The 24257-nt window shown below is 66.4% G+C and carries 23 protein-coding genes and 4 tRNA genes; 14 read left to right on the forward strand and 13 right to left on the reverse strand.

All coding sequences use genetic code 11. The features are described from left to right. Nucleotides 1-51 precede the first annotated feature (51 nt). The 3 genes from ABIC50_RS02850 to earP form a co-directional block, all read right to left on the reverse strand. Nucleotides 52-1437: a sigma-54-dependent transcriptional regulator gene (locus tag ABIC50_RS02850; protein ID WP_175656041.1), complete on the reverse strand. Its 1386-nt coding sequence runs from the start codon at nt 1435-1437 to the stop codon at nt 52-54. A 272-nt stretch (nt 1438-1709) separates the two neighbouring features. Beyond that, nucleotides 1710-2267 (reverse strand): elongation factor P, encoded by a 558-nt coding sequence (efp, locus tag ABIC50_RS02855; RefSeq protein WP_006751871.1) that lies wholly within the window; start codon nt 2265-2267, stop codon nt 1710-1712. A gap of 136 nt (nt 2268-2403) precedes the next feature. Beyond that, complete coding sequence (gene earP, locus ABIC50_RS02860) at nt 2404-3597, reverse strand: elongation factor P maturation arginine rhamnosyltransferase EarP (RefSeq protein ID WP_354161454.1); 1194 nt, start codon at nt 3595-3597, stop codon at nt 2404-2406. A 75-nt stretch (nt 3598-3672) separates the two neighbouring features. On the opposite strand from earP, the gene uvrC reads away from it, so the two are divergent. The 7 genes from uvrC to ABIC50_RS02895 all read left to right on the forward strand — a co-directional run bounded on the left by uvrC (nt 3673) and on the right by ABIC50_RS02895 (nt 8787). Next, the gene (uvrC, locus tag ABIC50_RS02865; RefSeq protein ID WP_354161457.1) at nt 3673-5727 is read left to right on the forward strand and encodes an excinuclease ABC subunit UvrC; all 2055 of its coding nucleotides are present in this window, start codon (nt 3673-3675) and stop codon (nt 5725-5727) included. A gap of 108 nt (nt 5728-5835) precedes the next feature. Then, nucleotides 5836-6423: a CDP-diacylglycerol--glycerol-3-phosphate 3-phosphatidyltransferase gene (gene pgsA, locus ABIC50_RS02870; protein ID WP_006757520.1), complete on the forward strand. Its 588-nt coding sequence runs from the start codon at nt 5836-5838 to the stop codon at nt 6421-6423. Between the two features lie 141 nt (nt 6424-6564). After that, a tRNA-Gly gene (locus tag ABIC50_RS02875) sits at nt 6565-6640 on the forward strand. Between the two features lie 52 nt (nt 6641-6692). Further along, nucleotides 6693-6768: transfer RNA gene (locus ABIC50_RS02880), tRNA-Gly, on the forward strand. A 50-nt stretch (nt 6769-6818) separates the two neighbouring features. Further along, a tRNA-Gly gene (locus tag ABIC50_RS02885) sits at nt 6819-6894 on the forward strand. 100 nt (nt 6895-6994) lie between these two features. Beyond that, nucleotides 6995-7068, forward strand: a tRNA-Cys gene (locus tag ABIC50_RS02890). Nucleotides 7069-7308: 240 nt separating this feature from the next. Next, complete coding sequence (locus tag ABIC50_RS02895) at nt 7309-8787, forward strand: sensor domain-containing diguanylate cyclase (RefSeq protein ID WP_354161460.1); 1479 nt, start codon at nt 7309-7311, stop codon at nt 8785-8787. A 347-nt stretch (nt 8788-9134) separates the two neighbouring features. Here the strand turns inward: ABIC50_RS02895 and ABIC50_RS02900 are convergent, their stop codons facing one another. The 4 genes from ABIC50_RS02900 to ABIC50_RS02915 form a co-directional block, all read right to left on the reverse strand. Continuing rightward, entirely contained in the window at nt 9135-9464 is a 330-nt protein-coding gene (locus ABIC50_RS02900; protein WP_011656363.1) for a hypothetical protein, read from the reverse strand. 162 nt (nt 9465-9626) lie between these two features. Next, on the reverse strand, nt 9627-10226 hold the full coding sequence (locus tag ABIC50_RS02905; RefSeq protein ID WP_244098306.1) for a hypothetical protein: 600 nt from the start codon (nt 10224-10226) through the stop codon (nt 9627-9629). Nucleotides 10227-10454: 228 nt separating this feature from the next. Next, nucleotides 10455-11003, reverse strand: a complete 549-nt coding sequence (locus ABIC50_RS02910; RefSeq protein WP_334044073.1) for a GNAT family N-acetyltransferase — start codon at nt 11001-11003, stop codon at nt 10455-10457. Continuing rightward, entirely contained in the window at nt 11000-11659 is a 660-nt protein-coding gene (locus ABIC50_RS02915) for a helix-turn-helix domain-containing protein (protein WP_126227410.1), read from the reverse strand. Before ABIC50_RS02915 ends, ABIC50_RS02910 begins: the two co-directional genes overlap by 4 nt. Nucleotides 11660-11786: 127 nt before the next feature. Between ABIC50_RS02915 and ABIC50_RS02920 the strand changes: the two genes are divergently transcribed. Both ABIC50_RS02920 and map read left to right on the forward strand, forming a co-directional pair. Further along, complete coding sequence (locus ABIC50_RS02920) at nt 11787-12023, forward strand: ParD-like family protein (protein WP_175656037.1); 237 nt, start codon at nt 11787-11789, stop codon at nt 12021-12023. After that, nucleotides 12023-12829: a type I methionyl aminopeptidase gene (gene map / locus ABIC50_RS02925; RefSeq protein ID WP_105833184.1), complete on the forward strand. Its 807-nt coding sequence runs from the start codon at nt 12023-12025 to the stop codon at nt 12827-12829. Before ABIC50_RS02920 ends, map begins: the two co-directional genes overlap by 1 nt. Before the next feature lie 142 nt (nt 12830-12971). Here the strand turns inward: map and msrC are convergent, their stop codons facing one another. After that, nucleotides 12972-13475 (reverse strand): free L-methionine (R)-S-oxide reductase MsrC, encoded by a 504-nt coding sequence (gene msrC, locus ABIC50_RS02930; protein WP_012363421.1) that lies wholly within the window; start codon nt 13473-13475, stop codon nt 12972-12974. A 146-nt stretch (nt 13476-13621) separates the two neighbouring features. Continuing rightward, complete coding sequence (locus tag ABIC50_RS02935; RefSeq protein WP_006757512.1) at nt 13622-14539, reverse strand: LysR family transcriptional regulator; 918 nt, start codon at nt 14537-14539, stop codon at nt 13622-13624. 110 nt (nt 14540-14649) lie between these two features. Here ABIC50_RS02935 and ABIC50_RS02940 point away from each other — a divergent pair, with 110 nt between their 5' ends. Together ABIC50_RS02940 and ABIC50_RS02945 are read left to right on the forward strand one after the other, a co-directional pair. After that, complete coding sequence (locus tag ABIC50_RS02940) at nt 14650-15516, forward strand: pirin family protein (protein ID WP_175706166.1); 867 nt, start codon at nt 14650-14652, stop codon at nt 15514-15516. A gap of 128 nt (nt 15517-15644) precedes the next feature. After that, the gene (locus tag ABIC50_RS02945) at nt 15645-16136 is read left to right on the forward strand and encodes a GNAT family N-acetyltransferase (protein WP_011656371.1); all 492 of its coding nucleotides are present in this window, start codon (nt 15645-15647) and stop codon (nt 16134-16136) included. 19 nt (nt 16137-16155) lie between these two features. On the opposite strand, the gene ABIC50_RS02950 is transcribed toward ABIC50_RS02945, so the two are convergent. From ABIC50_RS02950 to ABIC50_RS02960, 3 genes are read right to left on the reverse strand one after another with little or no spacing between them, the layout of a single operon-like run. After that, nucleotides 16156-17028 (reverse strand): cytochrome c oxidase assembly protein, encoded by an 873-nt coding sequence (locus ABIC50_RS02950; RefSeq protein ID WP_354161462.1) that lies wholly within the window; start codon nt 17026-17028, stop codon nt 16156-16158. A gap of 10 nt (nt 17029-17038) precedes the next feature. After that, nucleotides 17039-17479: a copper chaperone PCu(A)C gene (locus tag ABIC50_RS02955; RefSeq protein ID WP_354161465.1), complete on the reverse strand. Its 441-nt coding sequence runs from the start codon at nt 17477-17479 to the stop codon at nt 17039-17041. Continuing rightward, the gene (locus ABIC50_RS02960) at nt 17476-18129 is read right to left on the reverse strand and encodes an SCO family protein (protein WP_212083407.1); all 654 of its coding nucleotides are present in this window, start codon (nt 18127-18129) and stop codon (nt 17476-17478) included. Before ABIC50_RS02960 ends, ABIC50_RS02955 begins: the two co-directional genes overlap by 4 nt. Nucleotides 18130-18412: 283 nt before the next feature. Here ABIC50_RS02960 and otsB point away from each other — a divergent pair, with 283 nt between their 5' ends. Both otsB and otsA read left to right on the forward strand, forming a co-directional pair. Further along, nucleotides 18413-19165: a trehalose-phosphatase gene (otsB, locus tag ABIC50_RS02965; protein ID WP_011656375.1), complete on the forward strand. Its 753-nt coding sequence runs from the start codon at nt 18413-18415 to the stop codon at nt 19163-19165. Continuing rightward, nucleotides 19162-20541, forward strand: coding sequence for an alpha,alpha-trehalose-phosphate synthase (UDP-forming) (otsA, locus tag ABIC50_RS02970; protein WP_165751109.1), 1380 nt, complete (start codon nt 19162-19164; stop codon nt 20539-20541). Before otsB ends, otsA begins: the two co-directional genes overlap by 4 nt. Nucleotides 20542-20633: 92 nt before the next feature. Here the strand turns inward: otsA and ABIC50_RS02975 are convergent, their stop codons facing one another. Beyond that, on the reverse strand, nt 20634-22463 hold the full coding sequence (locus tag ABIC50_RS02975) for an ABC transporter ATP-binding protein (RefSeq protein ID WP_354161468.1): 1830 nt from the start codon (nt 22461-22463) through the stop codon (nt 20634-20636). A gap of 562 nt (nt 22464-23025) precedes the next feature. Between ABIC50_RS02975 and ABIC50_RS02980 the strand changes: the two genes are divergently transcribed. Then, the gene (locus ABIC50_RS02980) at nt 23026-24090 is read left to right on the forward strand and encodes a glycosyltransferase family 4 protein (protein ID WP_011656377.1); all 1065 of its coding nucleotides are present in this window, start codon (nt 23026-23028) and stop codon (nt 24088-24090) included. Nucleotides 24091-24257: the final 167 nt, after the last annotated feature.

Here is a 24257-nt window from a genome sequence, read left to right on the forward strand (position 1 = left end):
TACGCAACTAACCGTCAGCTCCAGCCAGCGCTCCCAACCACGGCGGCCCGGTCAGTTGACCTTCATTCGCTGCAGCTTGTTGTACAGCGTCTTGGGGCTGATGCCGAGCAGCGTCGCGGCGCGATGGCGCGTGCCGCCGACCGCGTCGAGCGTCGCGCGGATCAGCAGATCCTCTACGTCGGACAGCGGGGTGCCGACCTTGATCTGCACGCTGCTGCCGTTCAGCGCGGCGCCGGCCGCGAAGCTCGCTTCGCCGGCGCGCAGCGTCTCGATGAAGTCGCCGGACGCATCATAGGCAAACCGCACGCGCTCCTGCAGTTCGCGCACGTTGCCGGGCCATTCGTAGGACAGGCATTCGCGCACGAAGCCCTGCGCCGCGCGCTTGTCGGTCGTGCCGCGGCCGGTGGCGCGCGCGTCGCGGTTCAGTTCGTCGATCAGGGAATCCGCGATGGCGAGCGCATCGCCGTCGCGCTCGCGCAGCGGCGGCATCGTGATCGATGCCGCATCGAGACGCAGCCACAGATCCTCGCGCAGCAGGCCGTTCGCGACCGCGTCGCGGGCCGAGCGGCGCGTGGTCGCGATCAGCCGGAAGTCGCTCGCGATCGAGCTCGTGCCGCCGATCCGCATGAAGTTCTGCGAATCGAGCGCATGCAGCAGCGCCTCCTGCAGCACGAGCGGCAGCGCGGTGATCTCGTCGAGGCACAGCGTGCCGCCGCCGGCCTGTTCGAACAGGCCCGATTCGCGCCGCTCGGCGCCGTCGAACGCACCGCGCTCATGACCGAACAGGATGCTGTCGAGCGACGCGCCGTGACGGCCGGCTTGCGCGATCGTGCGGCAGTCGAACGACACGAACGGCCCCTTGCGGCGCCGGCTCAGGTCGTGCAGCGTACGCGCGGCCAGCTTCTTGCCGGTGCCGGCCTCGCCCGCGAACAGCACGGCCGTTTCGGTGCCCGCGTTGTGCTCGATCATGTCGTACACGTGCTGCATCGCCTCGCTGCGGCCGACCAGCGCGCCGAAGCGGCCGAGGTGGCGCAGCGACGCACGCAGCGTCCGCACTTCGTCGATCAGTTCGTAGGGCCGCGGAATCCGGGCCAGCAGGCTGCGCAGGCGCGGAATGTTGATCGGCTTGAGCAGGTAGTCCCAGATGCCGTGACGCAGGCCCTCGATTGCGCTCTCCACCGTCGCGTTGCCCGTCAGCACGATCACCGGCAGCGACCCGTTCGGCTGCTGCTGCGGCAGATGCTGGAGCAGGTCGAACCCGCTGCCGTCCGGCAGGTTCAGGTCGACGAGGACGACATCGGGAATCGAGCGGCCGAGCGCCGTGCGTGCCTCGGCGAGCGACGTGGCCGTGTCGACCGAGAAGCCGTCTGCGGCAAGCAGCGCGGTCAGGCCGGACAGACTGTTGGGATCGTCTTCGACAATCAGGGCGTGTGGCATGGTGGACGCGAGTCGAGTCAAGAGAGGCGGGCTGTCGGCCGTCGAGCCACCCGCAGCCGCATGTCAGATTAAAGACTGATTTTATGCCCCGCTGCACGCCTGACGGGCATTATTTCTCCATCGCTATAAAACAGTTACCGATGATACAAATTGAATACCTTTAGTGCTGGATTTTGTGTTGCCTATGGTGCCGGAGCCTCTGTTGCTGTTGACGGCAGGCAAATAAAAAGCGCCCCGCAGGGCGCTTTGTTCGAGACGGAAATCGCAGGCGATTACGCGCGGCTGCGGTATTCGTTCGTGCGCGTATCGATTTCGATCTTGTCGCCGGTGCTGCAGAAGAGCGGCACTTGCAGTTCGAAGCCCGTTGCGAGCTTGGCGTTCTTCAGCACCTTGCCCGACGACGTGTCGCCCTTGACGGCCGGTTCCGTGTAGGTGATCTCGCGAACCAGGATCGTCGGCAGTTCGACCGAGATCGCCTTCTCGTTGTAGAACACGACTTCGCAAGCCATGCCGTCTTCGAGGTAGTTCAGCGCTTCGCCCATCATTTCCGCTTCGACTTCGTACTGGTTGTAGTCGGCGTCCATGAACACGTACATCGGGTCGGCGAAGTACGAGTACGTCACTTCCTTGCGGTCGAGCATGACGACGTCGAACTTGTCGTCGGCCTTGTAGACCGATTCCTGACCTGCGTTCGTCAGCAGGTTCTTCATCTTCATCTTGACGACGGCGGCGTTACGGCCCGACTTGTTGTATTCCGTCTTTGCGATGACCCATGCGTCGCTGCCGATCTGCACGACGTTGCCTACGCGGAGTTCCTGTGCGGTCTTCATAAAAAACTGTCCTGATCCAATCAAATAAATAGATGCTTGAGCGTTGCGCAACGGCTGACGGCGCAAGCGGGAGGTTCCGATGGGCGCCAAGCGCCTTGAAAGCGAGCGCTTGCGTGGTCAGCCGTCGGATAACCGCTTATTTTAACTGAGATTTTGCGAATTCCGCCAGCTTTCCGGCGAGATCGCCGACGCTCGCCAACTCATCGGCCCAGCGGGCCGCGTTGGCGTCGAGTGCGGCACGATGCTGGAGCAAATCGCCCCAGTCCGGCGTGCCGACGCCGTTCCACGCATGCCAGAAGCGCTCGAGCGCCGTGCGCGGCGCGTCGGCGAGGCCGGCCGACAGGTGCGCGAGCGCGGCGTCGAGCTTCGGCAAGTGCGCATCGTCGGCCTGCGGGTAGATGTGCCACACGAACGGCTTGCGCGCCCATTGCGCGCGGACGAACGAATCCTCGCCACGCACGAAATTGACGTCGGCCACCCACAGCAGCCGGTCAAAGTCGGCCTGCGGGACGAACGGGAGCCCGTATGCGGTCAGGTTGCCGCTCGCCGCGCGTGCGCCGGCGCCGAACGATTCGACCCCGAAAAAGCGCGCGACGGCGGGAGACACGCGGCCGGCCGGCACGAGCGCGACGACGGGCGACGGGCTGTCGCGCCACTGCGCGAGCAGCGCGTCGACGGCCGGATTTTCATACGCGAACAGACTGACGACCGTCGTGCCGGGCGCCGGCGGCGCGTCGCCGGTCGCCTGCCGCCACCACGCGGCGCGCGCCGCCGCGTCCGCTTCGAAGGCCGTCCGGCGCGCGTCGAGGTCGCGTTCTTTCAGCACGCCGCCCGTGCCGGCCGACAGCCCCGGGAAGAAGAACGTCTTCAGCAACGGGTAGCGCGGATGCGGCGACGGCCGCAAATGGAAATCGGCGACCCAGTCCTCGGCGCTCAGATATTCGAGATTGATCCACACGGGGCGGCGCGTGCGGCTGGCCATCGCCGCGAGATACGCGCCGGGCAGCTCGCACGCGAACGCCTCGATCACGACATCGGCGATCTCGAGCGCGTCGCCGACTTCCGCATGCCAGTGTTCGACCACGATGCCGTCGAGCGTCTGCCGGGGCGCCTCGGGATCGACGCCCGCCTGCAGCCGCGCGAACGTGTGCAGGTCGTCGATGAAGAGGCGCACCTGCCAGCCGTGTTCGTGCGCGAGCTGGCGCGCGAGGCGCCAGCACACGCCGACGTCGCCGAAGTTGTCGATCACGGTGCAGAAGAGGTCGCATGCGATCGGCTCGTCGGGCGCGAGCGGTGAAGCGGAAGCGGGGGCAGGGGCGGTGCGGGGCATCGATGCGGGCGGTGAATGCTCTAAACTGGCGATTCTAATGGACCCGTTCCGCGCCACAAGGCCCCCGGATCACGCATGACATCCCCAGAAGCCGTCGACATCCCGTTCGAACCGAAGAAGATCCTCGCCCAGTTGCCGCACATGCCGGGCGTCTACCGCTACTACGACACGGCGGGCGCCGTGCTTTACGTCGGCAAGGCGCGCGACCTGAAGAAGCGCGTGTCGAGCTATTTCACAAAGACGCAGCTGTCGCCGCGCATCGCGATGATGGTCACGCGCATCGCGCGCATCGAGACGACCGTCACTCGCTCCGAGGCTGAGGCGCTGCTGCTCGAGAACAACCTGATCAAAGCGCTCGCGCCGCGCTACAACATCCTGTTTCGCGACGACAAGTCGTATCCCTACCTGAAGCTCACCGCGCACCGCTTTCCGCGCATGGCCTACTACCGCGGCTCGGTCGACAAGCAGAACCAGTATTTCGGACCGTTCCCCAGCGCGTGGGCCGTGCGCGAGAGCATCCAGATCCTGCAGCGCGTCTTCCAGTTGCGCACCTGCGAGGATTCGGTCTTCAACAACCGCACGCGGCCGTGCCTGCTGCATCAGATCGGGCGCTGCACGGCGCCGTGCGTCGGCGCGATTTCCGCGGACGACTACGCGATCGACGTGTCGAACGCCGCGCGCTTCCTGCTCGGCCGGCAGTCGGAAGTGATGAAGGAGCTCGAGCAGAAGATGCACACGTTCGCGGCCGAGCTGAAGTTCGAGCAGGCGGCGGCCGTGCGCAACCAGATGAGTTCGCTCGCGACGGTGCTGCACCAGCAGGCGATCGAGGTCGGCAGCGACAGCGACGTCGACATCCTGGCGGTGGTCGCGCAGGGCGGACGCGTGTGCGTGAACCTGGCGATGGTGCGCGGCGGCCGGCATCTTGGCGACAAGGCTTATTTCCCCGCGCATGTCGAAAGTGCGCTGACGCTTGCCGAGGGCGGTCTCGGTGACGAAGCCGACGGCGCGGACGGTGCCGACGAAGCCGCCGCGGCGTTGCCCGGCGAGTCCGCGGACGAAGCTGCCGCCGCGCGTGACGCGGCGTCGTCGGCGTCGGGCGCATCGTCGGCATCGGTCGAGGCCGAGGTGCTCGATGCGTTCATCGCGCAGCACTATCTCGGCAATCGCGTGCCGCCCGTGCTGGTCGTGAGCCATGCACCCGCGAGCCGCGACCTGCTCGAGCTGCTGTCCGAGCAGGCCGGTCACAAGGTTTCGCTGGTGCGGCAGCCGCAGGGGCAGCGGCGCGCATGGCTGTCGATGGCCGAACAGAACGCCCGGCTCGCGCTGGCACGGCTGCTGTCCGAGCAGGGCTCGCAGCAGGCGCGCACGCGCGCGCTCGCGGAGACGCTCAGCTTCGAATGCGACGATCTCGCGATGCTGCGGATCGAGTGTTTCGACATCAGTCACACGATGGGCGAGGCGACGCAGGCATCGTGCGTCGTCTACCACCATCACAAGATGCAGTCGGGCGAGTACCGTCGCTACAACATCACCGGCATCACGCCGGGCGACGATTACGCGGCCATGCGGCAGGTGCTGACGCGCCGTTACGAGAAGATGGTCGAGCAGGCCGCGCAGGCGGCCGCCGCCGACGCGGCAGCCGGCATCGACGGCGAATCGACGCGCGAGGCCGAGGCGTCGAGTTTGCTGCCGAACATCGTGCTGATCGACGGCGGCAAGGGCCAGGTCGAGATCGCGCGGCAGGTGTTCACCGAGCTCGGGCTCGACACGTCGATGCTGGTTGGCGTCGCGAAGGGCGAGGGGCGCAAGGTCGGCCTCGAGACGCTCGTGTTCGCGGACGGCCGCACGCCGCTCGAACTCGGCAAGGAGAGCGCCGCGCTGATGCTCGTCGCGCAGATCCGCGACGAGGCGCACCGTTTTGCGATCACCGGGATGCGCGCGAAGCGGGCGAAGGCACGCCAGACGTCGCGGCTCGAGGAGCTCGAAGGGATCGGCGCGAAACGCCGTCAGCGGCTGCTCGCGCGGTTCGGCGGGCTGCGCGGGGTGGTCGCCGCGAGCGTCGAGGAACTGGCGAGCGTCGAGGGCATCTCGCACGCGCTCGCCGAGCAGATCTACAAGCAGCTTCACTGATCCGGGCCGTGCGACCGGCCGCGCCTGCCCGCGCTCTCGCGGTCTTGCGTCCTTGTAGCAGGCCGGTCGACACGGCACAATTGCGAATCCCTTACTGACCCGCATGCCATGCCGTTCAATTTCCCGATTTTCCTGACGTGGGTCCGGATCGTGCTGATTCCGCTCGTCGTCGGCGTGTTCTATCTGCCGGACACGGTGATGGGCGGCGCGCACCGCAACCTCGCGGCAGCGGCGATCTTCATCCTCGCCGCGCTGACCGACTGGTTCGACGGGTTTCTCGCCCGCAAGTGGAACCAGACGTCGTCGTTCGGCGCGTTCCTCGATCCGGTCGCGGACAAGCTGATGGTGACGGCCGCGCTGCTGATCCTCGTGCAGATTTCGCGGGTCGATGCGGCGATCGCGCTGGTGATCGTCGGTCGCGAGATCGCGATCTCGGCGCTGCGCGAATGGATGGCCCAGATCGGCGCATCGAAGAGCGTCGCGGTGAACCAGCTCGGCAAGTTCAAGACCGCGTGCCAGATGGTCGCGATTCCGATGCTGCTGTACTACGGCCCGCTGCCGCTCGGCATCGCGACGATCGACACGCGCGTGTGGGGCGAGTGGCTGATGTATCTCGCGGCGGTGCTGACGATCTGGTCGATGCTGTACTACATGAAGCTCGCATGGCCGCAGATCCGCGAGCGCGGCGGCGCATGACGTGATCGTCCGATTCGATCGCACCGGTTTTTGTAAAAAGGGCTGGAAAAGCTCTTGACACACGAATGTGCCTTCGCCATAATCTCGCTTCTCCGCTGCACGACGAAGTAAGTGTGTGACGGAAGCAGTAGGCAGCAATACGCGGGAGTAGCTCAGTTGGTAGAGCGCAACCTTGCCAAGGTTGAGGTCGCGAGTTCGAGACTCGTCTCCCGCTCCAGATTTTTCTGGCAGCGTGTTGTACGGCAAAGCGCTGCAGGTGCAGGACATATGCGGGAGTAGCTCAGTTGGTAGAGCGCAACCTTGCCAAGGTTGAGGTCGCGAGTTCGAGACTCGTCTCCCGCTCCAGATTTTCTGGCGGCGCGTTGTACGGCAAAGCGCTGCAGGTGCAGGACAATGCGGGAGTAGCTCAGTTGGTAGAGCGCAACCTTGCCAAGGTTGAGGTCGCGAGTTCGAGACTCGTCTCCCGCTCCAGGTAATGGGGAAGCCTCGCTTCCCTTTTTATTTGATGGACTGATGGTCCTCGAATAAAAATCTGTCGCTTGCCTTCACGGCATCCGGACAGTCCGCTTTTGGCGCGATAGCAAAGCGGTTATGCAGCGGCCTGCAAAGCCGTTTAGGCCGGTTCGACTCCGGCTCGCGCCTCCAAGTAGCAGAGAAAAAAGCCCTGAGAAATCAGGGCTTTTTCTTTTTCTGGCGCCGTTTTCATCCTTGAACAGTCGCCTGGGGTAGTGGGGCAGGGTTTGTCATCAGTCGGACACAAAGTTGCTTTTTGCTGTTCGGGTTCTGGTCGGGTACGCGCCGAGTGTTCAAATGTACCCGTCCGATTTAGTATGCGGAAACCACGCGCCGAACGACGGGCGCGGCTCATTTTGCGCTGAGGACACCATGCATCGTCGTACGGCGGCCCCCTACGTCATCGTGGCGGTTGGCATCGTGATCGCGTGCGCACTGATGGGCCTGTGCGTGCTGCAGCTATTTCAGAGCCGGAACGACGCACTGGAGCGCGCCAGCGAAACCTCGCGCAATCTCGGCCTGATCGCCGAGCGCGACATCGAGCGCAACTTCGAACTCTACGACCTGTCGTTGCAGGCGGTGATTCAGGGTCTGCAACGGCCTGATGTGATGTCGGCAGCGCCGGCGCTGCGGCGCGGCGTGCTGTTCGATCATGCGATGAGTGCCCCCTTCATTGGTTCGCAACTGGTACTCGACGCGAACGGCGATATCGTTCTCGATTCGGCCAACGACGTGCCCCGCAAGGGCAATTTCGCCGATCGCAAATACTTCACCGTGCATCGCGATCATCCCGACGTTGAACTCTATGTGAGCGATCCGTTCGTGTCGCGCCTGCGCGCTGGCATGCTCTGCATTGTGCTGTCTCGGCGCATCTCGAACCCGGACGGATCGTTCGGCGGCGTCGCGCTGATTGCGATCAATCTCGAGTACTTCCACCACCTCTTTGCGGGCCTGTCGCTGGGGCAGCACGGTTCGATGTCGCTGATCGGCAAGGACGGCATCATGGTGATGCGTCAACCGTACAACGTCAGCATCGTCGGTCGCGATATCAGCAAGGCGACGACCTTTCGACGATTTCAGCGTGCGTCGGAGGGTGTATTCTCGGAAACGGCTTCAATCGACGGCGTACGTCGCCTCTACTATTTCAAGCACCTGCCGAAGTTGCCGCTGATCATCATGGTTGCAGAAGGCGAGCAGGACGTTTATGCCGCGTGGCGGCACCGCGCAGTGACGATCGGCGCACTGGTGGCGACGTTCGGCGTCGCGTTCATCGCGCTGTCTTTCCTGCTCAGCGGGCAACTGCGCCGCCGGATGCGGGCCGAGTCGGAGCTGGTGCTGCTGGCGCGTACCGACGGGCTCACCGGCCTGAACAATCGCCGCAGTTTCGGGGAGGTGCTGGACCGGGAATGGCGTCGCGCGAGGCGCACGCATTCCGTCTTCTCGCTGCTGTTCGTCGACGTCGATCGCTTCAAGGCTTACAACGACACCTACGGGCATCAGGCCGGCGACGACGCGCTGGCGGCGGTCGCCCGCTGCATCGGCGAAAACATCCGCCGGCCGGTCGATACCGCGGCGCGCTACGGCGGCGAGGAATTCGTCGTGCTGCTTCCTGATACGCCGCCCGCCGGCGCTGCGCAGATCGCCGAGCGGATTCGCGCGGCAATCGACGAACTGGCACTCGAACATGCTGGCAGCGAGTATGGGCGCGTCACGGCCAGTATTGGCCTCGCCAGCTGGACGCCGGAACAGGACAATGAGCCCGACGCGGTAATCAAGGCGGCCGACGAGGCGCTGTACTATGCGAAAACGATCGGCCGGAACAGGGTTGCCGCGTTGCAGCCGTTGGACTGACGAGGGATTGCCTGTTTGCCGCTCCACAAACGCGTAAGCCGCGCTGAAGGCGGGCTTTTTTGCGTGCTGCAAATTTGCTACGGCAAGGGGCGGGAGTCTTGCAGGATAAGGCTCGCGCTTACCACGCCTGCAAACTGACCATCTGTGGATCCAGTTGGCAATCGACGCGCATTGACCAGGGCATGGCCTTGGTGTCCGCTTGGACGCATCCTGCCGAATTTCTCTACTTCCGGACCGGACTATTTCTTGGCTGAGGGTCGGGACAAGGGCAGCGCAGGGCTTTGTATCCGCGCGCCATCCGATAAGGCACGCAGGTGCTGCTTCATCCTCGGCGTGACGTCTGCAGGTTATCGTCGGGGCCCTTTCATGGCTTCCGACTCCATGGCCGCGTTCCACTCCTCATTCGCCTCGATGGGATCCATCGCATCGTCAATCGATGCCTCTGCACGTTCGGCGGCGGCTCGAGCTTCGTCTGCCGGGGATGCGACATCGTCGTCCCCGTCCTCGTCCCCGTCACCCGGGGGATGCAGCATGTCCTCGAGCATCGCGCTCAACTCCGGCGTGTCCCAGGGCAGTCCGCGCCGAGTTCGATCGGTTATGTAGTGCTTCACTTCCGCGTCCTGCTCCACCGTAAGCGGCAGGCCTCGGAAAGTGCTTTGAGGGCCAGCGTCAATCATCACATTCTCCTGCTGCGATTGAATTTTCAGTGTACTCGCCAATTGCGGACGCGCGAACCGTGATCGCGACGCTTTCGCGTAGGATCGAACGTGTCGCCCGCCAAGAAAGAAAAAACCCCGCTTCCGCGAGGCTTTTCCTTTTCCAGCACGTCATTCACGCATCTATTCCGCCGGATACGTCAACGTCACCAGCTCGCACTTCGACGTACTTTTGCCGTCGTAGTCGTAAATCACCAGCAGATGCTGGCCCTTGCTGTTCAAGATCGGCAGCGTGATCGCCCGGCGATTCGGGTTGTTGCCACCGGCCGGCTCGTCGGCACTCTGCTTGCGGATTTCGGACTCGAGATCCGACGGCGTGTTGATGCCGTTCTCCGGACCGCGGCTGCGCACCCGGCTGTAGAAGTGAAAACCGTTGTCGGTCCAGCCGCGCGGCAGCATGTTGCGCCACTGGTTGTTGGTGACTTCCTTCCACAGCAGATCGGTGTTGCCGCTCAACACGAATGGCGTCGGACACGCGCCGGCCGCGAACGCTTGTCCGCAGAAAAGCGGAAGGGCGGCAAGCGAGCACGCCACGCAGCGGAGCGCGCGTCGCGCGAGGCCGGCGTCGTGTCGCGATCCGGGATGGTACGGCAGGGCATGGGGCGTTTTCATACGGCATCCTCCGAGTGATGGATCGGTATGCGACCGCGCTGCGGCCGCTGGGAATACCGTATCGCTGCCGTTCTCGCGCAAGAATGCGGCGAACGTCACGCTCGTCGTCACGGGACGAAGGTGCGGGGCCGGGGCCCGGGACGCGGAGGGAAAGCCTGGAGGCGTGGCGACAACGCGGGCTTGATCGCGTTGGTGCTGCGAGGGCGGTGGTCGTCGTGGCGGGGCGTCTGCATCGCCCGCGTCAGCGGGAGCCACCGAACCAAGGGCGGTGTCGTCGGGGCGCGCGCCGTCTGCATCGCCCGCGTCAGCGGGAGATCGCCGAACGCTCAGTGATGCCGATCAGCCATCCACCGGCTGCGCGGGGGTGTCGAGCGTCAACTGATAGAACGCCGCATCGAGCCAGCGGCCGAACTTGAAGCCCGCTTCGGTGATCGTGCCCGAATGCACGAAGCCGAGGCGCGTATGCAGCGCGACGCTGCCGCCGTTGGTGGCGTCGATGCAACCGACCAGCACGTGCACGTCGGCTTCGCGTGCACGCCGGATCAATTCGCGCAGCAGCAGCTCCCCGAGCCCGCGGCCGCGATGGTCGCGGTGCACGTAGACGCTGTGTTCGACCGTGTACTTGAACGCCGGAAACGCGCGGAACGTGCCCCAACTCGCGAAGCCGACCAGCGTGCCCGATTCATCGACCGCGCCGACGACCGGAAAACCGCTGGCGCGCTTCGTCGCGAACCACGCGACCATCGCTTCGGGCGGGCGCGGCCGGTAGTCGTACAGCGCGGTCGAGTTCACGATCGCATCGTTCAGGATCTCGAGGATGGCCGCGGCATGCTCGGCCTCGCTGCAATCGATCAGGCGCACGTCGTCACGCTGTTTCGGGGAATTCATACGGGCTCCTGCGCCTGGCGGCTTTGAACGGATGACACACTCCGCGCGCCAGCGGCGGCGGGAACATCGCAGATCGCGACGACATAGCGCGCGGCCTGCGACGATGGGTTGCTGAAAATCAGCGGCTGATCGAGACGCATGGCCAGACAGTCGCCGGCGTGAAGTTCGTGAAGCTGGTCGCCCAGCGTGACGTCGACGCGCCCATCGACGACCCACACCTGTTGATGCAGTGCGCTTTCGCGCCCGCCGGAGTCGTACGCGACGCGCGCGCCGGGCGGGAAATCGACCTCGACGAGCTGGATCGGCGACGGCCAGCCGGGCGGCGACAGATTGCGCCGCACGTAACCGGACGCCGGATCGCGCCATTCCGCCTGTTGCGCGCGCCGCACCAGCGGCTGCGCGGGCGCGTCGGCGCGATCGCCGCCGAACAGCCCGGCCAGCGACACACCGAGACCCGCCGCGAGCTTGTCGAGCACGACGGCCGTCGGGCTCGCCGACGCGCGCTCGATGAGCGAGATCATCGAGCGGCTCACGCCCGAACGCGCGGCGAGCGCATCGAGCGTGTAGCCTCGTAGCGTGCGCAAGTCGCGCACGCGCCGGGCGATGCGTTCGTTGATGCCGGTGTCGTCGACGGGCGGGCGGGTGGATTCCTGCATGATGGATTTATTGTCCAGCAAGCTGGAATTCGATGTCAACGGGGTGTGGACGAAATCGGAATGCTTGCCCGTCAGCCGGCCCGAGCGTAATATACGAAACGACTACACTTCGTTTAATTAGGGTTATATGGGAATCATCAAGATATCCGAGCACATGCATGAACGGCTGCGCTCGACCAGTACCGCGCTGAGCCGTTCGATCAATGCGCAGGCGGAACACTGGCTGCGCGTCGGGATGCTGTCGGAACTCAATCCGTCGCTGTCCTACGGCGATATCTGCCGAATGCTGATCGAGATCGAAGCGCGCGGCGGCGATGCGGGGCCGACCGAGTCGGTGACGCGCGACATCGAGCAGGTGGCGTAATGGCGAAGCGAGAAATCCCGATCCGCGGCGCCGCGGAAATCGACAAGTCGCGCGAGGCCGCGAAGCTCGCGTCCCGCGTGCTGACGATGATCACCGAGCACGTGAAGCCGGGCGTCACCACGGACGAACTGGACGCCCGCTGCCGCGAATACATCATCGACGAACTCGGCGCGATCCCGGCGAACATCGGCTATCACGGTTATCCGAAAACCCTGTGCACGTCGGTCAACCATGTGGTCTGTCACGGTATTCCGTCGTCGCGGCCGATGCGCGACGGCGACATCGTGAATCTCGACATCGCGGTGATCAAGGACGGCTGGTTCGGCGACACGAGCCGCATGTACTTCGTCGGCGAGCCGGGTGAACTGGCGCGGCGCCTCGTCGCGACGACCTACGAGGCGATGCATGCGGGCATCCGCGCGGTGCGTCCGGGCGCGACGCTCGGCGACGTCGGCTATGCGATCCAGCAGGTCGCGCATCGCGAAGGGTTCAGCGTGGTTCGCGAGTACTGCGGGCACGGGATCGGCGACGTGTACCACGACGAGCCGCAGGTGCTGCACTACGGCCGCCCGGGGACCGGCGTGCCGCTGCGGCCGGGGATGATCTTCACGATCGAGCCGATGCTGAATGCGGGCAAGCGCGATACGCGCGTGCTGGCGGACGGCTGGACGGTCGTCACGCAAGACCATTCGCTGTCAGCGCAATGGGAGCACATGGTCGTGGTGACGGAGCAGGGCTTCGAGATCCTGTCGGACGACGTGAAGCCGCAGGCGTTCGCGGCGCTCTCCGGCACGCACGCGGCCTGACGCGCGGCAATCCGCACGTAAAGGCGCAATGGAAACGGGCCCCGTCGTGGGGCCCGTGTCATTCATTGGCAGTCGCGCGGGATGCTCGGCCAAGCCGCCGTCTCCACCGCCGCGACCGGCAGCGTCACGCTGCGAACGTCGCTTAACCGCGCGCCTTCTGCCACGCGTGTTCGACGAACACGCGGCACAGCGCTTCCATCCCGTTGCGGTCCTCGTCGTCGAAACGTGCGGCAACGGGGCTGTCGACGTCCCACACGCCGATCAGCGTGCCGTCGGCGGCCACCAGCGGCACGACGATTTCCGATTCCGACGCGGCATCGCACGCGATATGGCCCGGGAATTCATGCACGTCGCGCACGACCTGCGTCTCGCGGGTCTGCGCGGCCGTGCCGCACACGCCCTTGCCGAGCGCGATCCGCACGCACGCGGGCTTGCCCTGGAACGGGCCGACCACGAGTTCCGAGCCGTCGAAGAAATAGAAGCCGGCCCAGTTCAGGCGGTCGAGCGAGTGATAGACGAGCGCGGAGAAGTTCGCGGCGTTCGCGGTCAGGTCGCGTTCCGATTCGACGAGCGCGCGTGCCTGCTCGACGAGCGTCGCATAGAGTTCGGCCTTGGAGGCGTGAGGGTCGTTGGACAGCGTGAACATGGCTGAAATGCGATAAGGGTGGTGAACGGCTGGGTTGTGAAAAGCGCGATGCGCGTCCCGCAGTCTACGGCACGCGCGGCCCGTCTGCAGCGTCCGGTTCGCTGAGCGCGATGCCGAACGTGCCGCGCAGGAGCACGCGAGCCCGCTCAATCGGGTGCGAGTTCGGCGAACCGTTCGGTCAGGAAGTCGAGCAGCGCGCGCACCGCGGGCAACAACCCGCGCCGCGACGCGAACACCGCGTGCACGATCTCGCGCCGCGGCGCCCAGTTCGGCAGCACGGTCACCAGTTCGCCGCGCGCGACTTCGTCGCGCACCATCATCGTCGGCAGCTGCACGACGCCGACACCCGCGACGGCCGCCGCGCGCAGCGCGAGCATGCCGCCCGTCACGAGGCGCGGCTGGTGGTGGATTTCCGCCTGCGCGCCGTCGGGGCCGCGCAGCCGCCAGACGTGCGCGGCCTGCGGCACGCCGTGATCGAGGCTCGGCAGGCGGGTCAGGTCGGCAGGGACGGCCGGCGTGCCGAGCTCGCGCAGCAACGCGGGGCTCGCGACGAGGCACTGGCCGCGCTCGGCCAGCACGCGCAGCGCGAGATCGCTGTCCTCGAGCGGCGGCGGGCGCACTCGGATCGCGACGTCGATCCCTTCGCCGACCACGTCGACGCGCCGGTTGGTCGCCTCCAGATGAATCTCGACGCGCGGGCACGCGGCCATGAACGCGGCGATCATCGTGCCGACCAGCGAATCGAGCAGCACGACCGGGCAGCTCACGCGCACGATGCCGCGGGGCTCCTCGTGCAGCAGCGCGATCGCTTCGTCGGCGGCATCCGCTTCGACGAGCATCGCGCGACAGTGCGCGTAGTAGGTCTGGCCGACGTCGGTGACGGTGAAACGGCGCGTCGAGCGCTGGATCAGCCGCATCCCGAGCCGCGCCTCGAGCAGCGCGATACGGCGGCTCAGCTTCGATTTCGGCAGATTGAGCGCGCGCCCGGCCGGTGCGAAACCGCCGTGCTCGACCACCTGGACGAAGTAATAGAGATCGTTCAGATCCCGTTCTTGATCGTTCATCAAATAGAACGCTGAGTGCGATTTTCGCAGTCTACCGGATCGATCGTTCCATCTCTATATTCGTACTCAGGATGCGAAGCACGTGTTTCGCCGCAATTCGGAGAAGGCAAATGAAGAAGATCCAAGGTGTTTACAGCGCGCCGCGTGGCCATTGGGTCGGCGACGGTTTCCCGGTGCGTTCGATGTTCAGCTATCAGTCTCACGGGGCGCACCTGAGCCCGTTTCTGCTGCTCGACTACGCGGGCCCCGCGAACTTCGAGCCGGCTTCGGCCCCGCGCGGGGTCGGTCAGCATCCGCATCGCGGGTTCGAAACCGTGACGATCGTCTATGACGGCGAAGTCGCTCACCGCGACTCGACCGGCGCGGGTGGCGTGATCGGCCCGGGCGACGTGCAGTGGATGACGGCCGCGAGCGGGATCCTCCACGAGGAATTCCACTCCGAGGCGTTCACGAAGCGCGGCGGTCCGCTCGAGATGGTGCAGCTGTGGGTGAACCTGCCCGCCGCCGACAAGATGGGCGCGCCCGGCTACCAGACGCTGCTGAACGCGGACATCCCGGTGGTCGAACTGCCGGACGGTGCGGGGCGTGCGCGGATCATCGCGGGCGAATTCGACGGACGGCGCGGGCCGGCCCGCACGCACACGCCGATCGACGTGTGGGACGTGCGGCTCGCTGCCGGCGGCCGCGCGCGGTTCCCGATCGCCGACGGGCGGACGCTCGCGGTGGTGGTGCTCAACGGTACGCTGCTGGTGAACGGCGAGACGGTCGCCCGCGAAGCGCAGTTCGTGCAACTGAGCCGCGACGGCCGCGACGTCGAGATCGAAGCGAACGGCGACGCCAAGCTATTGATTTTGAGCGGCGAGCCGATCGATGAGCCGGTCGTCGGCTACGGGCCGTTCGTGATGAACTCGCAAGAGGAAATCCGGACCGCGATCGACGATTTCAACAACGGCCGCTTCGGCCAGATGCCGGCATGACGGACAGGCCCCGCGCACCTTGCGGGGCCTTTTTTCGTGCGCGGCAGGGCGCTCGCGTGCCGTGTGCGCTTCGAGGCATAATCGACGGTTGCCGCGCGCCGGCCGGCGCGCCCCGAATCAGGACGACCATGACCGCTTCCGCACCTGCCGCCTCCGCGCGCGCCGACGATCTCGACTGGCGCTGGAAATCCTTCGACGCGCTGACCGCGCGTGAACTCTATGCGATCCTCGACGCGCGCAGCGCCGTGTTCGTCGTCGAGCAGAACTGCGTGTATCGCGACATCGACGATGCGGACCAGGCGGCGTGGCATCTGGCCGCGTACGATCCGGCGGGCCGCCTCGCGGGCTACCTGCGCGTGCTGTTGCCGGATGCGCAGAACACCGACGTGCGCATCGGCCGCGTGCTGACGACCGCGCCGTTTCGCGGCGCGGGCCTCGGTAACGCGCTGATCTCGCGCGCGCTCGAGCACATCCGCGCGCAGTGGCCGGATACGCAGGTGAGCCTGCATGCACAGGCCCACCTGCAGCGTTTCTACGGGGCATTCGGCTTCACGCCGAACTCGGACGTGCACGACGAGGACGGCATCCCGCACGTGTGGATGACCAGCGCGCGCGGCTGACGCGCGGCGCGCCGTGCCGTCAGTGGGCGACGCGCGTCACCGACGGGCGCTCCGCGCGCCGGGCGGCGGCGCGCTCGTCGATCAGACGGCCGCGCGCAGACAGCCGCAGCCAGTGCCGCAGCGCGATCAGCGCGCCGATCACGCTCATCATCGAACCCGGAATCCACAGCAGCAAGCCGCCGATCTGCTGGTCACGCAGCGGGCTGAGCCACGTGAACGCGCGTCCGCAGATCGAGTAGATCGGGTACAGCTCGTGCGGCGTGAAGAAGATCAGCGCGCCGAGCGCGATCTGCGGCGGGATCGCCGCGATGACGATCAGGATCCGGCGGCCCGGCGACAGCCGCGCGGGCGGCGCGGGACGCGGATCGACGACGAGCCACCAGAACAGCAGCCCGTCGATCACCATGCTCCAGTTCATCACGCGATACAGGCGCCAGTCGAGCATCGCGACGAAGTGGATCGGCGACAGCAGCCAGAAATAGATCAACCCGACGAACAGCACGACCGCGACGACCGGATGGAACACCACGTCGAGCGTCGCGCGCACGGGCGCCCACGCGAGCGCGGGGCGCACGAAGCGCTGCCGCCAGCGAAACGGAATGCCCGCGCGGATCGCCGCGCCCGGGTACGCCAGTGCGATGAAGAACGGCCCGAGGTGATGCAGCACGAGGTGCTGCGCGCGGTGCAGGAAGAATTCATGCTCGAAGAAGTAGTCGAGCCGCGTATGCAGCGCGATGTAGAGCGCCGTCAGCCCGAACCAGAACGAGAACTGCCGCAGCGGCGACACCTTCGCCTTCTTCACGCCGCGCGCGAACAGCACGGCGGCCGTCAGCACCGCGATGACCACGGTCGGCGACGGTTCCCACGGATCGAGCCAGTACAGGACGTTCATCGCGCGCGCATCACTTCGCCTGGGCCGGCGACTTCACGGCGAACGGCGTATCGACCGTTTCGCCGTCGGAGAACTTCAGGCGCAGGCGCACGGTGTCGCCGGGCTTGATCGCGTGCTTCGGTTCCTCGAGCATGAAGTGATAGCCGCCCGGCGCGATGTCGACCTTGCCGCGCGCGGGGATCGTCAGCTTGTCGACCATTTCCATCTTCTGCGTCGAGCCGTTCGACACGGTCTGGTGCAGCATCGCCATCCCGTAGTCGGGGCTGTCGACGTCGACGAGATCGACCGGCTTGTCGCCCGTATTGACGAGCGTCACGTAGCCGCCCGCGGGCAGCTGGTTCGGCAGCCAGCGCACCCACGCGTTCTGCGCGGTGATCGCGCCGGCGGCGTAGGCGTGCGCGCCGGTGCACAGTGCGGCGAGGAGGGTGAACGTCTTGAGGGTCGTCTTCATGTCGGAGTTCGGGACGGGGAGGCAGTGTCGATGATCCGGCGCACATCGGCGGCGATGGCGTCGGGCGAATCGCGGTCGGTCGCGAGCAAACGCGCGCGACCATTCGCGTCGAAGATGTAGACGGCCGAGCTGTGCGTGACTTCGTAGCCGCCGGATGGATCACGTTTTTCCATCTGATACGCGACGCGATAGCGTTTCGCGAGCGATTCGATCTGGCCGTCGGTGCCGGTCAGCCCTCGCGCGTGCGCGGCGTCGAACGCGGCGACGTACGACTGCATCGCCTGCGGCGTGTCGCGCGCGGGGTCGACCGAGACGAACAGGATGCGCACGTCGTTCGCCTGCGGGCCGAGCTTCGCGAGCACTTCCATCAGCCGCGCCATCGTTTCGGGACAGACGTCCGGACAGTGCGTATAGCCGAAGTAGACGAGCGCGATGCGGCCGCGGAAGGCGTTCGCGTCGACCGGATGGCCGTCGCCGCCGGTCAGCGTGAACGAGAGGTCGGGCAGGTGGCCCGTGACGTTGGTCAGGTGCCAGTTCGGCTCGTCGTGCGTGCAGGCGGCGAGCGCGACGGCGGCGGTCAGCGCCGCGGCCGTGCGGACGAAGCGGGTGATGAAGTGGCGCCGGTGCGGCGCGGGACGGGCTGACGACATCCTGGGGCTCGATCGGACGGAACGGTCGTCGGCCGGCGCGGCGCCATGCGTCGCGCGGCCGGCGGTTGCCGACTGTAGCGCAATTCCCGCGCCCGCGTCCTTTCGAAACCCGTACGGCACGGGCGGGCGGGGCAATATGTCGCAGTTGGCGCGGACGGTGGCGCGAGGTCCGCCATACGCCGGTTTCGCCCATCTCGGTACGCAGGCGCGGTAAGATGCGCACAATTCCATTCTCGCAGCGGCGGCCGCGCGTGTGCAGGCCGCTCCTCAGACCATCGAATCGATGCAATCCGTTCCGGCTTCCCTGTCCCTGACCGATACCGCGTTCTTTTTCGACTTCGACGGTACGCTCGTCGAACTGGCGCCGACGCCCGACAGCATTCACGTGCCGCCGTCGCTGCTGACGCTGCTCGATGAACTGCGGCGCCGCTCGCATGGCGCGCTCGCCGTCGTGTCGGGTCGCGGCATCGACAACCTCGACGCGTTCCTGAACATGCCGGACCTGCCGATCGCCGGCCTGCACGGCGCCGAGCGTCGCGACGCGAACGGCGACACGCAGCGCATCGGCTTCAACGACGATCGCCTGCTGCGCATCGAGCGCGAGCTCGCGTCCGTCGTCGACCGTCATCCGGGCATGCTGCTCGAAATCAAGGGCGCGGCCGTCGCGCTGCACTACCGCAATGCGCCCGAGCGCGAGCCGGCCGCGCGCGAAGCGGCCGAGCGCCTCGTCGCCGAATATGCGGACGCGTATGTGCTGCAGCCGGGCAAAATGGTGTTCGAGATCAAGCCGAAGGGTGTCGACAAGGGGCGCGCGCTGGCTGCGTTCCTCGACGAGCCGCCGTTCGCGGGCCGCGTGCCGCTGTTCGCGGGCGACGACCTGACCGACGAGAAGGGCTTCGCGGTGGTCAACGCGCGGGGCGGCCTGTCAATCAAGGTCGGCGCGGGCGAGACGTCGGCGCGCATGCGGCTCGACTCGGTCGACGCGCTCCACGCGCAGATTGCCCGCTGGCTTGGCGCGGAGCAGCGGGGCGCATGAGTCGACTCATCATCGTTTCAAACCGCGTCGCCCCGATTTCGGAAGGCGAACCGGCGGCGGGTGGCCTCGCGATCGGCGTCTATGATGCGCTGAAAGAGACGGGCGGCATGTGGTTCGGCTGGAGCGGCGAGGTGGTCGCATCCGGTGCGCCGCAGATCCGCATCGAGGAGCGCGGGCCCGTGACGTTCGCGACCGTCGGGCTGTCGCGTCGTGATTACGACCAGTACTACCGCGGTTTCTCGAATGCGACGCTGTGGCCCGCGTTCCATTACCGCGCGGACCTGATCCAGTACGACCGCCACGAGTTCGACGGCTACCGCCGCGTGAACGTGTGGCTCGCGCAGCAGCTCGTGCCGCTGCTGCAGGACGACGACGTGATCTGGGTGCACGACTATCACCTGATCCCGTTCGCGCGTGCGCTGCGTGAGGCCGGCGTGAAGAACCGCATCGGCTTTTTCCTGCACATTCCGTTTCCGGCCGCGCAGGTGCTCGTCAACGTGCCGCCGCATCGCGAGCTCGTCGAGTCGCTGTGCGCGTTCGACTTGCTCGGCTTCCAGACCGAGCCCGACCTGCGCGCGTTCTGCGACTACATCGAGTTCGAGGCGGGCGGCGAAGTCGCGCGCGAAGGGCACACGGTGCGCGTGAACGCGTTCGGCAACACGCTGCGCGCGGCCGCCTATCCGATCGGCGTGTATCCGGACGAGATCGCGTCGCTCGCGCAGGCGGCCGAGAACGGCAAGGCCGTGCGCACGCTGGCGACGTCGCTGCGCGGGCGCCAGCTGATCATGAGCGTCGACCGGCTCGATTATTCGAAGGGGCTCGTCGAGCGGTTCCGCGCGTTCGAGAAACTGCTGGAGCACCAGACGTCGATTCGCAACCGCGTGTCGTTCCTGCAGATCGCGCCGTCGACGCGCGCCGACCTGCGCGCATACCAGGACATCCGCCTGCAGCTCGAAGCGGAGTCGGGGCGCATCAACGGCCGCTACGCGGAACTCGACTGGGCGCCGATCCTCTACATTCACCGCCAGTACGACCGGCAGGTGCTGGCCGCGCTGTACCGGCTGGCGCGCGTGGGTTTCGTCACGCCGCTGCGCGACGGCATGAACCTCGTCGCGAAGGAGTACGTGTCTGCGCAGAATCCGGACGATCCGGGCGTGCTGGTGCTGTCGCGCTTCGCGGGGGCCGCGCGCGAGCTGACGGGCGCGCTGATCGTCAATCCGATCGACATCGACGGGATGGCCGATGCGCTGTCGCAGGCGCTGACGATGCCGCTCGCCGAGCGGCGCGCGCGTTATGCGGACATGATCGCGCAGCTGCGCGAGAACAACGTGTCGGTGTGGCGCGACAACTTCCTGCGCGACCTGCAGCGCGTGTAGCCAGCGCTTGCGCGGCGGATGCCGCGCGATGCCATGAAAAAAGCCGCCGTGCTTCGCACAGGCGGCTTTTTTATCGGTTGCGTGCCGCGGCGTCAGGCCACGCGTTCGCCGGTCGGCGCGGTGCCGTCGGGCGCGTGATGGCGGCCGTGCTGCTTCGCGAGCAGGTCGCGGTACAGGCCGGGGCGGTTGCGCAGCACGTCGGGGCTGCCATCGTCGATCACCTTGCCGTTGCTCATCACGATGATCCGGTCGAAGTTGCGCAGCGTCGACAGCCGGTGCGCGATCGCGATCACCGTGCGGCCGACCATCAGGCGGTCGAGCGCGCTCTGGATCGCTTCCTCGGACGAGCTGTCGAGTGCGGACGTCGCTTCGTCGAGCAGCAGGATCGGCGCATCCTTCAGGATCGCGCGCGCGATCGCGATGCGCTGGCGCTGGCCGCCCGACAGCTTGACCCCGCGGTCGCCGACGATCGTGTCATAGCCTTCCGGCATCGCTTCGATGAACTCCGCGCAGCGCGCGTCGCGCGCGGCGGCGAGCACTTGCTCGCGGGTCGCGTCGGGGCGGCCATAGGCGATGTTGTCGTAGATCGTCCGGTGCAGCAGCGAGATGTCCTGCGGCACGAGCGCGATCGCGTGGCGCAGGCTGTCCTGCGTGATCGCCTTCACGTCCTGGCCGTCGACCTTCACGACGCCGTCCTGCGTATCGTAGAAGCGCTGCAGCAGCGCGAGCACGGTCGACTTGCCGGCGCCCGACTTGCCGATCAGGCCGACGCGCTGGCCCGGCTCGATATGGAGGTCGAAGTGGTCGAGGATCGCGCGGCGGTGCGGATACGCGAACGTCACGCGCTCGAAGTCGACGCGCCCGCCGGTGGCCGCCAGCGGCTTCGCGTCGGAGTGGTCGGGCATCCCGTGCGGTTCGAGCAGCGTCTTCACGGCTTCGGACAGGCGCGCGACGTGCTGCGTGACGTCGACGAGCGCGACCGCGAGGTCGCGCGTGCCGTGCAGGATCGTGAAGCCGAGCGAGCTGACGAGCACGATGTCGCCCGACGTCGCGCGGCCCTGGTCCCACAGCCACAGCGCCCAGCCGAGCAGGCCGGCCGACAGCATCGCGGTGATCACCGCATGCAGCAGCCGCAGCTTCTCGAGATAGAACAGGCTCTGCTGGCGCGCGTCCATCTCCGCCTTGATCGTTGCGCTGAAGCGCTTCTGTTCGCGCACCGTCATCCCGAACGCACGCACGAGCCCCATGTTGCCGATCACGTCGACGAGCTCGCCGTCGACCGCCGCGGCCTTCGCCGCGAATGCGTGGTGGCGCGCCGAGCCGCGCCCGGCCAGCTTGAACAGGATGATGGACAGCACGGCCGAGCAGCCGAGCAGGCCGGCGGCCATCAGCGGATTGACGACGATGATCATCAGGATCGCGCCCATCACCGCGATGCACGGCGGCAGCACGTTCCACGCCATCGTGTTCTCCGACGTATAGACCGCGTTCGACGTGGCCGTGATGCGGCTCGCGAGCGTACCCGGCTGCTTTTCCGAGTAGTAGGTCGGCGAATGGCCGATCAGATACTGGAACAGGTCGCGCCGCAGGTCGCCGGTGACCGCGACGAACGTGTGCGCGGCGGCCCAGCCGCCGACCCGCCACAGCAGGTTGTCGGCCGCGATCAGCCCGACGAGCAGCGCGAACGCGCTCCACAGCGGGCCCGGATGATGGCGCCCGGTCGCCAGCACGTCGATCAGGTGCTTGATCGCGTATTGCGAGCCGAGCGCGCAGCCGACGGCAGCCAGCACGCTGCAGAGCACGACGAGGTGAGCAACGGGATGCAGGCGGATGTAGCGGAACAGGAACGCGATCGGCCGGTGCGCGTAGCTCGAGAGCTTCGCGTTGTGGGCGTTGCGCTGGGCGGGGGTAAGAGATTCCAAAATATGCGTGCGGTGATTCGGTGATTGAGCGTGGCGGCTGGATCGCATGCCGGCGTGCGCTCGGACTGAATAATCCGGCATTGTAAACAAGGCCTGCGTCGCGCTGCGCGAATCTTGCCTGGGCCAGAGGCTCGCGAGCGATTTTGAGATAAAATCTGGCATCCCGTCCTGTTTCATGTGCCGGAATCACGCTACCGGCACGCACGGGTGACAAGGATCGCCAAAAGGGCCTTCCACTCTAGAACGGACACCCGAGTCCGCGGGTTGCAAAGTGTTGCGCCTTTGTAACAAAGTAAAGTGTTTGAAATGTCGGGGGCCGTCTCGGGATTAACCCTAGATAATCGGCTCCGGGGTCGATCCCAGGTTTTTTTACGAACCCCTGTCAACGGGTCTTCGTTTCGAACGTTCTATGCCTGTCGCGTCGCCGACGCTCCTTGAGCAGCGCGGGTTCGACGCCCCGGCAGGCTGATTCGTCCGACCGTCGGACGAAATGCATCCAGCCCGACCGCTGGCAGGTTGCCGACCCATACCTGGTTTTTAGCCGATTTTTTAGGAGTTACGCATGCGAATCGCCCAAATCGCTCCGTTGCATGAGGCAGTCCCCCCGAAGCTTTACGGTGGTACCGAGCGAGTGGTGTCCTATCTGACCGAAGCACTTGTCGAGATGGGGCATGACGTCACGCTCTTCGCGAGCGGCGATTCGCAGACCTCCGCGAAGCTCGAAGCGTGCTGGCCGCAGGCACTGCGCCTCGACCCGACGATCCGCGACGTGATGGCCCCGCACATGCTGCTCCTCGAGCAGGTGCGCCGCCGCGCGGAAGAGTTCGACGTCCTGCACTGCCACATCGACTACTACCCGTTCTCGCTGTTCTCGCGCCAGCCGGTCCCGCATCTGACGACGATGCACGGCCGTCTCGACCTGCCGGAACTGCAGCCGATCTTCAACGCGTTCAGCGACGTGCCGGTCGTGTCGATCTCCGACAACCAGCGCATCCCGCTGCCGCAGGCGAACTGGCTGTCGACCGTGTATCACGGCCTGCCGGAAAACCTGCTGACGCCGATCCCGAACGTGAAGCCGAGCTATCTCGCGTTCCTCGGCCGCATCTCGCCGGAAAAGCGCGTCGATACCGCGATCCGCATCGCCGAGCAGGCCGGCCTGCCGATCAAGATCGCCGCGAAGCTCGACAAGGCTGACCGCGCGTACTACGAAGAGAAGATCAAGCCGCTGTTCGCGCTGCCGCACGTCGAGTATATCGGCGAAATCAGCGAGTCGGAAAAGACCGAATTCCTGGGCAACGCGCACGCGCTGCTGTTCCCGATCGACTGGCCGGAGCCGTTCGGCCTGGTGATGATCGAGGCGATGGCCTGCGGCACGCCGGTGATCGCGTTCAAGCGCGGCTCGGTGCCGGAAGTGATCGACAACGGCGTGTCGGGCTTCGTCGTCGAAGACGAACTCTCGGCCGTCGCGGCGCTCAACCGCCTCGATACGCTGCCGCGCGAGAAGGTGCGGGCCGCGTTCGAAGCGCGCTTCTCGTCGAAGGTGATGGCGCAGAACTACGTGAAGGGCTACGAGGAACTGCTGCGCCAGAAGCACCGCACGGTGCTGCGCGAAGTCAACGCAAACTGATGCCGGGCCGCTGGCCGCACTGCGGTTGAGGCCCTCATCGACGCCCCGTCCGGGATCCCGGCGGGGCGTTGTCACATCCGCGGCGCGGATCTGTTGTATTCTCGCCGCGCCCGACGCCTCGAACGGCCCCGGAAGGGGGCCGGCACGCCATCCGGCAATCTGTCCAG

This window comes from Burkholderia sp. 567 (assembly GCF_040545115.1).
GTDB classification, from domain to species: domain Bacteria; phylum Pseudomonadota; class Gammaproteobacteria; order Burkholderiales; family Burkholderiaceae; genus Burkholderia; species Burkholderia ambifaria.